At 66.1% G+C, this 12,662-nt stretch carries 13 protein-coding genes; 5 read left to right on the top strand and 8 right to left on the bottom strand.

The window, feature by feature from the left end:
- Positions 1-75: 75 nt before the first annotated feature.
- Both C7C57_RS03375 and C7C57_RS03370 read left to right on the top strand, forming a co-directional pair.
- Positions 76-885 carry a DUF1295 domain-containing protein gene (locus C7C57_RS03375; protein WP_255505761.1) on the top strand — a complete coding sequence of 270 codons (810 nt, stop codon included), beginning with the start codon at positions 76-78 and terminating at the stop codon, positions 883-885.
- Between the two features lie 483 nt (positions 886-1,368).
- A complete protein-coding gene (locus tag C7C57_RS03370; RefSeq protein WP_187977583.1) occupies positions 1,369-1,563 on the top strand; it encodes a hypothetical protein in 195 nt (64 codons plus the stop codon).
- 318 nt (positions 1,564-1,881) lie between these two features.
- On the opposite strand, the gene groL is transcribed toward C7C57_RS03370, so the two are convergent.
- From groL to C7C57_RS03345, 5 genes are all read right to left on the bottom strand, one after another.
- On the bottom strand, positions 1,882-3,501 hold the full coding sequence (gene groL / locus C7C57_RS03365; RefSeq protein ID WP_187977582.1) for a chaperonin GroEL: 1,620 nt from the start codon (positions 3,499-3,501) through the stop codon (positions 1,882-1,884).
- A 144-nt stretch (positions 3,502-3,645) separates the two neighbouring features.
- Complete coding sequence (locus C7C57_RS03360) at positions 3,646-4,704, bottom strand: DUF3048 domain-containing protein (RefSeq protein WP_187977581.1); 1,059 nt, start codon at positions 4,702-4,704, stop codon at positions 3,646-3,648.
- Between the two features lie 50 nt (positions 4,705-4,754).
- On the bottom strand, positions 4,755-5,732 hold the full coding sequence (gene galE / locus C7C57_RS03355; RefSeq protein ID WP_187977580.1) for a UDP-glucose 4-epimerase GalE: 978 nt from the start codon (positions 5,730-5,732) through the stop codon (positions 4,755-4,757).
- Between the two features lie 62 nt (positions 5,733-5,794).
- Complete coding sequence (locus tag C7C57_RS03350; RefSeq protein ID WP_187977579.1) at positions 5,795-6,451, bottom strand: LytR C-terminal domain-containing protein; 657 nt, start codon at positions 6,449-6,451, stop codon at positions 5,795-5,797.
- A 72-nt stretch (positions 6,452-6,523) separates the two neighbouring features.
- Positions 6,524-6,817, bottom strand: a complete 294-nt coding sequence (locus C7C57_RS03345; protein WP_030148234.1) for a DUF3263 domain-containing protein — start codon at positions 6,815-6,817, stop codon at positions 6,524-6,526.
- Positions 6,818-7,005: 188 nt separating this feature from the next.
- On the opposite strand from C7C57_RS03345, the gene msrB reads away from it, so the two are divergent.
- Positions 7,006-7,410 carry a peptide-methionine (R)-S-oxide reductase MsrB gene (msrB, locus tag C7C57_RS03340; protein ID WP_030148233.1) on the top strand — a complete coding sequence of 135 codons (405 nt, stop codon included), beginning with the start codon at positions 7,006-7,008 and terminating at the stop codon, positions 7,408-7,410.
- Between the two features lies 1 nt (position 7,411).
- Complete coding sequence (locus C7C57_RS03335) at positions 7,412-7,957, top strand: nitroreductase family protein (protein ID WP_187977578.1); 546 nt, start codon at positions 7,412-7,414, stop codon at positions 7,955-7,957.
- 59 nt (positions 7,958-8,016) lie between these two features.
- Here C7C57_RS03335 and C7C57_RS03330 read toward each other — a convergent pair whose 3' ends face one another.
- Positions 8,017-9,003, bottom strand: a complete 987-nt coding sequence (locus tag C7C57_RS03330; RefSeq protein ID WP_187977577.1) for a DMT family transporter — start codon at positions 9,001-9,003, stop codon at positions 8,017-8,019.
- Between the two features lie 266 nt (positions 9,004-9,269).
- Between C7C57_RS03330 and C7C57_RS03325 the strand changes: the two genes are divergently transcribed.
- Positions 9,270-10,541, top strand: coding sequence for an ROK family transcriptional regulator (locus C7C57_RS03325; protein WP_187977576.1), 1,272 nt, complete (start codon positions 9,270-9,272; stop codon positions 10,539-10,541).
- 194 nt (positions 10,542-10,735) lie between these two features.
- Here the strand turns inward: C7C57_RS03325 and C7C57_RS03320 are convergent, their stop codons facing one another.
- Both C7C57_RS03320 and C7C57_RS03315 read right to left on the bottom strand, forming a co-directional pair.
- On the bottom strand, positions 10,736-11,983 hold the full coding sequence (locus C7C57_RS03320; RefSeq protein ID WP_223144783.1) for an MFS transporter: 1,248 nt from the start codon (positions 11,981-11,983) through the stop codon (positions 10,736-10,738).
- Positions 11,980-12,651 carry a ThuA domain-containing protein gene (locus C7C57_RS03315; RefSeq protein ID WP_187977575.1) on the bottom strand — a complete coding sequence of 224 codons (672 nt, stop codon included), beginning with the start codon at positions 12,649-12,651 and terminating at the stop codon, positions 11,980-11,982. The genes C7C57_RS03320 and C7C57_RS03315 overlap by 4 nt, the downstream gene beginning before the upstream one ends.
- Positions 12,652-12,662: the final 11 nt, after the last annotated feature.

Raw genomic sequence — 12,662 nt, 5'->3', positions numbered from 1 at the left:
CCTCGCCCGCACTCGTTGCCAGAATGGGGCCAGCGGGGCGGGGTGCTCCGCGGGGCAAGGAGACCAGCGTTGGATATGACCGCGATCAATCCACTACTCGTGAGCATTCTGATCTTCGCCGGGGTGGCGGTGCTGAGCTGGGCGGTGACCGCCCGCACCGGCTCGTCTGCCTGGCTCGACCGGTTGTGGTCGATCCTGCCGATCGTCTATGGCTGGGTGTTTGCCGCGGCCGCGGGCCTCGCGGATCCCCGGCTGAATCTGCTGGCGATCCTCGCCACCGCCTGGGGCGTGCGTCTCACATTCAACTACGCCCGCAAGGGTGGCTATAAACGCGGTGCCGAGGATTATCGCTGGGGCACCGTGCGCAACAGGCTGAATCGCACACAGTGGTTCTTTTTCCACGCGCTCTTTATTAGCGTTTACCAGCAGGCTCTCCTGCTGCTCCTGGTGCTCCCCGCCTGGACCGCATACGAACACCGCACCCCGCTGGGGTGGTCGGACTGGCTTTTTGCCGCCGTGTTCCTCGTCCTGCTGATGGGTGAGGGCACGGCCGATGGGCAGCAGTGGCGGTTCCAGCAGCGCAAGAAAGCCGCCGTGGCCGCGGGACAGCCGCTGGCCGACGGCTTTATCAGCACCGGCCTGTTTCGCCTCTCCCGGCATCCCAACCTGTTCTGCGAGATCATGATGTGGTGGGTGTTCTATGTGCTGGGTGCCATTGCGGTGGGAGAGCCGTTCTCCTGGACCATCCTGGGAACCGTGCTCCTCACTGCACAGAGTATCGGCTCGACGGTGATGGCCGAATCCATCTCCGGCGCTAAATATCCCGGCTACGCGGCCTACCGCGCCCGGACCTCACGCCTGCTCCCCTGGCCGCCGCGCGCCTAATTTCAAGCGCTCAAAGCAAGTTATCCACACTGCATCCCCGAGGCGGCGACAGCGACACTCGGACGGGCTTTACTGAAAGAAAAACCCCGGCAGCATGCCGACTCAGGTTCGACAGAGGCATTCGCCGGGGACTTCTCACTCAGGCTAACACCAAAGCTTTGGAGCGTCCAATGGAAAACAACTCCGATGATTCACCGGTAAATGGGGCATGGATAGCCCCGTCACATATGAATACCTACGTTGCCGCGGCATCGGGTGACCGATCACGGGCACTCACCATCGCGCGCTGGGATCGACAACTTGCACTCGCGCTGTTCGCCGATCTTGCGGTTCTCGAGCCCGCCCTTCGCAATTCGATGAATGAGCAGCTTACACGCCGGTGGGGGACGCGGTGGTACGCGAGCCAGGAGGTGCACCTTGACGATCGAACGTCCAGACAGCTCAGTGAGGCCTGGGCCCGTACCGCGGCGAGGAAGCACCCGGATGATGTTATCGCGCGCTGCATGTTCGGCTTTTGGCGCGGACTCCTCGATCGAGGTGATCATGTCGGGCGTCAACCACGACGGGTACGGTGCAGGTATGACGAGTTGTGGCGTGGGGTTCTCGATCGAGCTTTCCCCGGTGGACGCGCCCAAGCGCTACGCGACGGTCAGCGCTGGCAACGCGGTTATGCGCTAGCGGTGGTTAGCCGCGTCAACGAACTCCGTAACAGGGTGGCCCATCACGAGCCGCTGTTTACCGGAGTCCCAGCCGCCGGGCAGCTGATTCGACGGAGCGTGCAGTCTTCGCACGGAGACTGTCTCCGGCTGGCGGCCATGCTGGATCGCGATCTTCATACGTTCCTGCTCTCCACTTCCACCGTGCCCGCCCTATTAAGTTCACCGCCCTGCGCCCTGGGCGGAAGGTGACCACACCGCATCGCGCGGCCATTTCATACAACAAAACGGGCGCCCTCCCGAAGGAGAGCGCCCGTCCCGTGTGAAACGAGGGTTGGACTTAGAAGTCCATACCGCCACCGTCGCCACCGGCTACCGGAGCAGCCTTCTCGGGCTTGTCTGCCACGACGACCTCGGTGGTCAGGAACAGACCGGCGATCGATGCGGCGTTCTGCAGGGCCGAACGGGTGACCTTGGCCGGGTCGATGATGCCCTGGGCGATCATGTCACCGTACTCACCGGACGCGGCGTTGAAGCCGTGGCCGACGGGCAGGTCGCGGACCTTGGCGGCCACAACACCGGGCTCCTGGCCGGCGTTCAGTGCGATCTGCTTCAGCGGTGCCTCGATGGCCACGCGAACGATGTTTGCACCGGTTGCCTCGTCGCCGACGAGCTCCAGCTTCTCGAAGGCCAGCTTGCCGGCCTGGATCAGGGCAACGCCACCACCGGCGATGATGCCCTCTTCGACGGCAGCCTTGGCGTTACGCACGGCGTCCTCGATGCGGTGCTTGCGCTCCTTGAGCTCAACCTCGGTTGCGGCTCCGGCCTTGATGACCGCAACACCGCCGGCCAGCTTGGCCAGGCGCTCCTGCAGCTTCTCGCGGTCGTAGTCCGAGTCGGTGCCCTCGATCTCGCGACGGATCTGAGCCACGCGACCGGCGATGGCGTCGGCGTAGCCGGCACCCTCAACGATGGTGGTCTCGTCCTTGGTGATAACAACCTTGCGGGCGCGGCCCAGGTCGGTCAGCTTCAGCTGCTCGAAGGTCAGGCCGAGCTCGGCGGAGATAACCTCTCCACCGGCCAGTACGGCGATGTCCTTGAGCTGAGCCTTGCGGCGCTCACCGAAGCCCGGAGCCTTGACGGCGGCGGACTTGAAGATGCCACGGATCTTGTTGACCACCAGGGTGGTCAGCGCTTCGCCGTCCACGTCCTCGGCGATGATGACGAGGGGCTTGCCGGTCTGCATGACCAGGTCGGCAACCGGGGACAGGTCCTTGACCGAGGAGATCTTGGAGTCTGCGATCAGGATGTAGGCATCCTCGAAGACGGTCTCCTGGCGGTCGGGGTCGGTGACGAAGTAGGCCGACAGGTAACCCTTATCGAAGCGCATTCCCTCGGTCAGCTCGAGCTCGGTACCGAAGGTGCTGGACTCCTCAACGGTGACCACACCCTCCTTACCAACCTTGTCGATGGCCTCGGCGATGATCTCACCAATGCCGGTGTCGGCGGCCGAGATCGACGCGGTGGCGGCGATCTGGTCCTTGGTCTCGATCTCCTTGGAAGCCTCGGTCAGCTCGGCGATAACGGCGGCCACGGCCTTCTCGATGCCCTTCTTCAGGCTGATCGGGTCGGCACCGGCGGCAACGTTACGCAGGCCCTCGCGGACCAGAGCCTGGGCGAGAACCACCGAGGTGGTGGTTCCGTCACCGGCGACGTCATCGGTCTTCTTGGCGACCTCCTTGACGAGCTCCGCACCGATCTTCTCGTACGGGTCGTCGAGCTCGATCTCCTTGGCGATGGACACACCATCGTTGGTGATCGTGGGGGCGCCCCACTTCTTCTCAAGTACTACGTTCCGACCGCGCGGGCCAAGGGTGACCTTGACGGCGTCGGCGAGCGTGTTCAGTCCACGCTCAAGACCGCGGCGGGCCTCTTCGTCAAAAGCAATGATCTTTGCCATGTGGTTTTTCGTCCCTCCCGGACGTCGAAAACGGGGTTAGCACTCGATGAATGTGAGTGCTAACTCGATTCTGGCACTCTCCACCTATGAGTGCAAGCCGAACCAGGCAGATGACGGCGGATGAACAGGGAGCCCACGGGGTCCCTATTCGAAGCGCACCTCGGCACCCGAGATCAGCGGCACAAGTTCGACCCAGGCGTTGCCCGGTGCCAGCAGAATCGGTTCCCCCGCCTCGGTGGTGAGCGTGATCGGCGCGGTCGCCTCGGTCTTTGACCAGGTCACCGGAATCATCTGCCCGCCCGTGGACACGTGCCCGGTCCCCGAACCGATCAGCACGGTCTTGGGCACCCCCGGATACTGGTTGTCGATGTTCACCCGAAGCACAATCACGTTGGTGGCCGACCGGGTCTTGCCGTCGGTATCCAGGTCGGGCTTACCCTGCTGCGAACGTAGGAAAACCCCCTGAGCGGCATCCCAGGCCCAAGACTGCTGCCGGGAAGCGGAGAAGGTCGCAAGGATTGTCGCCACCGGGGTTCCGCCCTGGAGCGCCGAGGCACCCTCGGCCGTTTCGGCATGCTCAAACTGCGTGGGCGGTGCGGTCAGTCCCTTCTGATCGTCAATCAGCTTTTCGGCCCGCAGGATCACATTGTGCGGGGCGGGCTTGTCCTTGCTGCGGTACATAAACGGGTCGGCATTCGGCTGACCGTGGATGAAGTTCTTGACCGGGGTGTTTTCCATCTGGTCCACGAAGATCTGCTGTCCACCCGAGTAGGCCACGATGCCACCGAAGGGGGAAATGATGTCCGGGTCCATCGGACGAATCGAGCGCAGCGGCCCCAGCTCCTCGGGAATCTGAGACTGCCAGACCGCAACATAGCGGGTCAGTCCGCCCTCGACCAGCTCCTCAAACACCAGGTCGGCGCGCTCCAGCCCGCGCTGGGGACGCGCCTCGACGTCGTTACCGATCTTGGCGGCGAGCGAGGGGCGCCCCAGGATCTCCAGGGATGCCGACGCACCCGTGAGCGGGGCGACGGCCCCCGGGGCGTCTTCGGTGGCCGTCGGAGTGGCCGAGGTCACCGGTTCGGGTCGCTCTGCACACGCGGACAGGAGCGAGACCCCCATCAGACAGGCGATCAGTATACGCGCCACCCGCGTGGGAGTGGCCGCGGGCGAGGTCAAACGCGATGCTGCGAGTCTGGACATGCCGATAACCATAACGTGCCCGGGCCATAATCACCCCGAGCCGCGCAGAACTATCGCTCGTTATTGGAGCGGTGCGCCTCCCAGGCCGAACGAATAATCTCCTCGGTGCCGCGACGCGCGCTCCACCCGAGTTCCCGCTCGATCTTTGCCACCGAGGCCACCACCGACGCCGGATCACCCGCGCGACGCTCGCGAATCTCCGGGGGCAGATCGACCCCGCTGACCCGGCGCACGGTCTCCACCATCTCCAGCACGCTGGTGCCCAGTCCCGTGCCCACGTTGAAGACCTCGTGCCACCCGGCGGGGCGGGAGTCCAGCGTATCCAGGGCGGCCAGGTGGGCATCCGCCAGATCGCTGACGTGGACGTAGTCGCGCACGCAGGAACCATCCGGGGTGTCATAGTCAGCGCCAAAGACCAGCGGCGATTCGCCCTGGTCCAGTCGCTCGAAGATCATCGGTACCAGGTTGAGCACGGCGCGATCACCCAGTCGGTCAGACCCCGCACCGGCCACGTTGAAATAGCGCAGGCTCACCCCGCGAAGCCCCCAGGCAGTTCCCGCCGCCGCGACCAGGTACTCCCCCTGCAGCTTGGACATTCCGTATGGGTTCACCGGAACCGTGGGGGCATCCTCGGCAATCTGTGCCCCCACCGCGTTGCCATACACCGAGGCGGAGGAGGAGAACACCAGGTTGCGCACGCCGGCCGACTCCATTGCCAGGATCAGGTTGGCCAGGCCGCCGATGTTTTGTTGAAAGTACCAGGCGGGCCGTTGGACCGACTCCAGGACCTGCTTGCGGGCGGCGAAGTGCACCACGGCTTCGATCCGGGCGGTGGTGAGGATCTCGCTCAGCCGCGGCACCGAATGGGTGTCCGCGAGGTCGAGTTCGTGAATAACCACGCCGGGAATACGCTCGGGAATGCCGGTAATCAGGTCATCCACGGCGACAACCTCATCGCCCCGGGCCTGCAACAGCTCCACCACGTGCGCACCGATGTATCCCGCACCGCCGGTAACCAGAATCCTCATACCGGGGATCCTATCGCACCCGTTTTCCGGAGCGTGGATCCACGCTCCGGCACCGGTTTACGCTAGCGACTGGCCGAATAGTCGGTGCCCAGCACGGCCACAACCTGGTTGGCCGGGGCCGGTCCGCCGGCGTTGTTCTTGGCGTACTCCTGAGACTTGGTGACGGTCTGGATGCCCAGGGCCGCGGCAACCCCACGAGCCGCCGACTCACCGGCGTCATCGTGGTAGTACACCACGCTCTGACGAATCGACTTGCTCTTGGCATTGCCCACGTTGATCTGCTGGGTCCAGCCCGCCTGGTTCAGTCGCGTCGAGGCACCGGCGGACAGACCCGTGGTCGTGGTTCCATTCAGCACGTAGATCGAGGCGGTCTTATCGACCGCACCGGTGGTCGGGGTTTCGCTCGGCGGCGCCTGGCTCTCGCCGGTGTCGCCACCGTTCTCATCGGTCCCACCGTCGTCCGGGTTATCGGAGGCACCGTCGCTGGGTTCCTCGCTGGGCTGCGCGGTTGAACTCGAGGTCGGCGCGGTGAAGTCGATCTTGCCGTTCTGCACCGCGATATACACGATCCCGCCGAGCACCAACACCACCACGGCCAGGACCGCGACCAGCCAACCCCAGTGACGACGAGGCAGCGCTCCGGCGGCACGGTGAGCACCCACACGCTTGGAGTGCGTGCGGGCGTTGTCAAAACGGTCGTGGGGGTGGCGTTCGCGCATCTGGGTGGTTCCTCATGGCGGGTCGAGCAGCCGGGCAGATACCCGGTACGGCGGGAAAACGATCGAGAGGGGTTAGTGCTGTCCGGTGGCGCGGCGCTCGCGGGCGGCCTGGCGGGCCTGGCGCAGTCGCTGCAGACGTTTGATCAGCATCGGATCGAAGATGAGGGCGGCTGGACGATCAATCAGACCCGAGAGGATCTGATAGTACCGGGCGGGGGAAAGTGAGAGTTCGGCACGAATGGCCTCCTCCTTCAAACCCGGGTGCTGCCACCAGCGGTTTTCAAACTCGAGGATCGCCCGTTCGCGATCGCTGAGCGCACCGGCGCGCACGGGTTCCGGCGTAGGTGCCGTGGAATCGGAACTCATAGTCATCTCCCCACCAGTAGCGCTCACCTCAAGAGGTCCGTGGGGTAATCCTAACCCGAATCCCCGACGCTAGATGGGGACCGGCTGAGAGAACCCCCACCCAACCGGTGAGACTTACCCCAATAAGGGGAACAAACACGGGTGTGGCGCGTTAGATTAGGAGTGGATCACCACCCGAAGGAGACGGTATGAACACCCCCGTGAACAAGAGCGACGCCGAGTGGCGTGAAGAACTGAGCCCCGAGCAGTATCAGGTGCTGCGCGAGGCCGCGACCGAGCGTCCCTGGACCGGCGAGCTGCTGGACGAGGAGCGCTCCGGCCTCTACACCTGTGCCGCCTGTGGTGCCGAGCTGTTTAAGAGCGGAACGAAGTTTGACTCGGGCTGTGGATGGCCGAGCTTCTACGAGTCCGTGCGTCCCGAGGCGGTCAAGCTGATCGAGGACAACTCGCTGGGCATGGTCCGCACCGAGGTGCGCTGCGCCACCTGCGACTCGCACCTGGGACACGTCTTTGACGACGGCTTCGGCACCCCCACCGGCGATCGCTACTGCATGAACTCGATCGCCCTGAACTTCACCGCGGAATCCGAGTAGCGTGAGCGCAGGGGCATACCAGGCCGCGCTGACGCGGCGATCACGATCAAAGGTTTCGCCGGAAACCCCGAATCACGACGAGCTGGTGCGGCTGGTTTCGGCCGCGGGTCGGGTGGCCGATCACAGCGGTCTGGAGCCGTGGCGTCTGATCGAGCTGCGCGGAACCGACCGCCACCGGCTGGGTGAGGCGCTGGCCGAGGCGGAGGGCAAACGCTCGCCCTCAACCAAGCCGCTGCGTGCCGAACTGCTGATCGCGATCGTGTTTGCCCCGAAGAAGTCGCATAAGGTTCCCGACTGGGAGCAGGAGGCCGTGGCCTCGGGTGTCGCGCACGTCCTGAGCCTGCTCCTGGACGAGGCCGGCTGGGGTGTGCTCTGGCGCACCGGTGAGCTGACCCGCACCGAGCCCGTGCACCGCATGCACGGACTCGCCCCGCACGAGAAGCTGCTGGGCTGGCTGTATGTGGGTGGGGTCCTGCCCCGGGACAAACCCGAGCGGCCCCGCACCATCGACGGGGCCCGGTTCATCACCGGCCTGCCGACGTCCTAACGCACGAATGCCCGTGCTCCCGATAATCAGGGGCACGGGCATTTTGCTGTGCCGGCGGCCTATTCGGCGCCGGTGTGTGCGGCCGCGGGGGCCGCATGACGGTGACGGCCCCAGCGCGGAAGCCCGGCAATGATCGCCGCGACCAGCGCCAGCAGCGCGCCGCCGACGGTGGCCAGGGACATCTGATCGGCGCCGAAGTCCATCAGGTCGAGGATTACCGCGGTAATCAGCTGACCGGCGATCATACCCATCCCCATCAGCAGCACGCCGGTGGAGGCGACGATCCATGCCGAGAGTCCGATGCACACACACCCGATCAGCCCGCCCACATAGAGGGATGGATCGCTCGGCCAGGCGAATTCGGTGAAGTGCGGGCCGCCGCTGATAAACACCGCGCAGAGCAGCGCGAACGTGCCAAACAGGAAGTTGAGGAACGTGGCCGACAGCACGCTGTTGGCGGCCGCACGCACGCGCCCGTTGACGGCCTGCTGCCAGCCGAGCAGGAGTCCGGCTATAAATGGCAGGATCAGTGCCCACACGGGAATGTCCACGGAGATCTTGCCGGTCACCGACCAGCCGGCGGCGGCCAGCACAAGCGCGGCACCCAGCAGTCGATTAACGCTCGGTCGGACCCGCCCGAGCGGGCCAAACCCGATGCCGTCGAGGATGAGCCCGGACACGGTCTGCCCGGCAACCACGGCGACGCTGAACATCGCGATGCCCACGATGGCCCCCACCTGGCTCTGGCTAAAGACCAGGAAAGCGCCGCAGAAGCCCGCCAGCAAGATCCACCAGGGTACCGTTTTCCCGGCAATTCCGCGGAAGATCGCGGCGACTCCGCGACGCCCCGGACGGGAGAAAATCATGATCAGCGAGAGGACTACCAGGCCCGACCCGAACGAGACCGCGGCCGCCGCCAGGCCGTCGTGCAGCGCCTCACCGAGGTGTCCGTTAATGCGAGCCTGGATCGACATGGCCGATCCGATCACGACGGCAAGAATGAGCGCAATCCAGCGCGGGAGAATGCGGGCGGTCCGCTGTGACATGGTGAAGCCTTCCAACTCGGCGCACGCAAGGGGTCGCACGCCGCGTGCCAGCTTACTCCTCGCCCACGACGCTTCCGCGCCCACAAGACTCCGTGCCCGTTCGGGCCGTCTCCGTGCCTGGGATTCCGCAGGTTCCGCGGCCCCGCGGACAGTCGTCGCCCGGTTTTTCTGCCGATCAGCACCGTTCCCGCCGCCGTACGGACAGTCGCCGCCCGAACCCCCGGGCGTTCTGGCACGATGGGATCAACCCGAGAAGGGAACCCGAGATGACATCCACACGCCCCGCCGCCAACGCCGACGGCATGCGTCGTCACAACCTCGCCGCGGTCCTGGAGATCATCCATCGTCGCAGGCAGCTTTCGCGCACCGAGATTACCCGGGCATCCGGGCTGAGCCGGTCCTCGATCAAGGGCCTGGTCGCCGAGTTGGAGACCCTGGGGCTGTGTTTTGAGAGCGAGCCGCAGGCCAGTAATCGCTCGGGTCGCCCCTCGCCGATGGTGCAGCCGCGCCCCGACGTGCTGAGCGTCGCGGTGATGCGCGATGCCAACGGGATCACCGTGGCACTGGCGACCCTCGGGGCGAAGATTGTCTGGCGTCGGGCGGTCCCGCTCCCCCGCAATGTATCGGCACGGGACACCGCCGATATCGTGGCCACCACGATCGCCGAGGCCCGGGCGGAGCTTCCCGCCGGGGTTGTGCTGGTGGGGATCGGCGTGGCTACCCCGGGGTTTGTGACCGGTGCGAATCACGAGTATGTGAGTGCGTCCTCGCTGGGATGGGATGCCGAGCCGTTCGCCCGCTATCTCACCGAGGCCACGGGAATCCCCGCGGAAACCCGCTATGACGGCCACCTGGGGGTGCTGGCCGAGAGCATCTGGGGTGCCGGGCTGGATCGCAAAAACGTTGTCTACTTCTACGGCGGCCCCGGCGGAATCGGCACCGCGGTGCTCGTGGGGGGACACCTCCTGACCGGCAACACCGGCATCGCCGCCTCCTTCGCCCACGCGACCGTGCGGCCCGGCGGCGGGCGCTGCTGGTGTGGTGCCCGCGGCTGCTTCCAGGTGGAGGTCACCCAGTACGACATCCTGAGCGCCCTCGGGGAGATCGGCGCGCTGCCCGAGCTCCCGCCCGAGGCCGTCGAGGACCGCTCCCCGCGCACCGTCTACGCTCCCCCGCACGATGATGATCCGGTGCTTCCCGAGCCGCCGCAGTCCCCGCACGAGCGCCTAGAGAGCTATCTGGCCCGCACCGGCGCGGCCCTGCGCGCGGCCGTGATCGCCTACGATCCCGAGCTGATCCTGTTTGACGGATTCTTCAGCCACCTGCTGGCCTACGATGCCGACACCCTGGCCGGCTACTGCGTAATCTCCAGCTTCGACACCATGCGCCAGCAGGTCGAGCTGGGAACCCCGGCCCTCGGGCCCGACCTGCTCCTGCTCGGCGCGGCCGACCTGGGCTTCCGTCGGCTGCTGGCCGATCCGCTCGGTGTGATTGGCGGGCAGCCGGCGGGCGCGGACACCGCGATGCGTTCGGAATAGTCGGATCGTCCGGCCGGCTGGACTGGCTCGGCAGACTCAACTGTCTCGACCCGCTCGGCCGACTCAGCTGGCTCGACCTGCGCAGCTGGCTCAACCCGCTCAGCTGGCTCGACGCCCCGGCAGCCTAGCGACGCCACGTCGGCCGCGCCGTCATATTCCCCCGGAGGAACATGACGGCGCGGCCGCGGTGTGCGCTAGGACTCGTCGGGTTTTTTGAGCAGGAAGGTCATCGCCAGCGCGAGCACCTTGACCCCCAGCCCGACGGTGAGCGCAAACCGCAGGCCGTGCCCATCCGCGAGGATGCCGTAGACCGGCGCGAACAGCCCACCCACCGTGGCCCCGAGGCCCAGGGTGAGCCCGCTCGAGGTTCCGATCCGATTCGGCAGGTACTTCATGCCCAGCGCAACCTGCACCGAGAACGGGATGAAGGCGGCAAACCCGAGGACCGAAATCGCGATCAGCGCGACCACCGTGCCCGGCGCCAGCAGCATGACCCCGAGCGCCAACGGGCCGATCAGGTAGCCCAGGCGCAGGGTGAGGATATGGCCGATCCGGTCGGCAAGCCAGCCGCCGGCCAGGGTCCCCAGCACCCCCATCCCGGTGAACAGGGTCAGGCTTCCGGCCCCGAACTCGGTGCTGACCCCGAACTCACTGATCAGGAACAGTGCGAGGAATGCCTGAATTCCAGCCGATCCCGCCGAGGACAGGATCACCATCGCCGAGAACCAGCCGAATGCTCGCCAGTCATCCTTGCCGTGCCGAGCGGGCTTCGTCGGAGCCGGAGCGGCAACACCCGAGCGCGCACGCTTTGCCCGTTCGATGCCGCGCCAGATCGCCATCAGCAGCGCCAGGGCCACGGCGGGAAGCGCGAGCAGCGGGGTGGCCGCGAGACCCAGGTTTCCGATCACCAACGATACCGCGAGCGGCGCCAGCGCCATACCGATGTTTCCGCCCACCGAGAAGACCGCGAGCCCGCTGGTGCGCGGTCCCGAGGCCGCCTTCGCCTGACGCGTGGCCGAGGGGTGGTAGGCGGCGACTCCGAGCCCGGTGCCGGCGACCGCGAGGCAGGTCAGCAGCAGGTCCTGGGTGAGCCCCGAGATACCGACGCCGACCCCGGCGATGAGGAAGCCCACCACCGCGAGCCAGGGAATGCGCCAGCGATCCACCAGTAGCCCAAACGCGGGCTGAAGCACGCTGCCCAGCAGGTTGGCGGCGAGCATGATCGCGCTGGCCGCGGCGTAGGTGTAGTTACGCTCCATCACCATAAACGGGATCAGCGCCGGCACCGCCCCCGCGTAGAAGTCGTTGACCACGTGGGTCACCGACATCAGCGCGAGCTTCCCGCGTTGAACCTCCCCGGTCATGCGCGGGGGCGCTACCTGCGGCAGCGCCCCCGTTTCAACCGATTCCAGGGAATCAATCGCCTCGTTTTGTGAGGTCACTCTGCCAGCAGCCAATCCACCTCGCGGCGCAGCAGCTCGTGCCGTTCCGGGGTGTCGAACGCCTGCACGCCGTGGCCCAGGGCGTCATAGACGGTGCGGGCACCGTCCTGCTCGGTGGTCCAGACCAGTGCGTGGGTCAGATCGGCATAGTCGTGGGTCAGCAGAACACGGCTGCCCGGGTACGCCTCCAGATAGCTGTACATCTCGTCATAGGGGTGGAAGTCAGCAAAGCCCGCGGTGATCGGATGATCCGGGTCCGAGACCTGCACGTGCGAGACGCCGATCGGCGGGTGCATCGAGGTTCCCCGCACCCACTCGCCGCCGATCCACTGGTGCCACTCATCGAGCCCATCCAGGCTGTTCGAAGCGGCGTGCAGCGCGAGGATCGGTGCCTTGCGGGCGCGGTAGGCACGCAGCGCAGCAAACGCCGCATCCCACTCCTCGCGCGGGCCGTCGGAGACCTCGGTGTACTCGCCAAAGCCCGCGTTGACCACCAACAGGTCGGTGTCCGCCAGTTCCTCGAGGATGCCCTGCGGCTTGAGCGCACGCAGCACCACCGCGTGGCCGGCCTCCTGCAGAACCTGCGCGACGCGGAAGCCTGTCGCGGTGAAGTCGTGCCAGCGGTCCTGGTACTGACCGGAGCCGGTCAGAATGGTGATTTTTGCCATGATGTTTCCCT

Origin of the sequence: Mycetocola sp. JXN-3 (assembly GCF_014522285.1) — a bacterium.
GTDB lineage: Bacteria > Actinomycetota > Actinomycetes > Actinomycetales > Microbacteriaceae > Mycetocola > Mycetocola saprophilus.
This window is presented reverse-complemented; position numbering and strand designations above follow the sequence as displayed.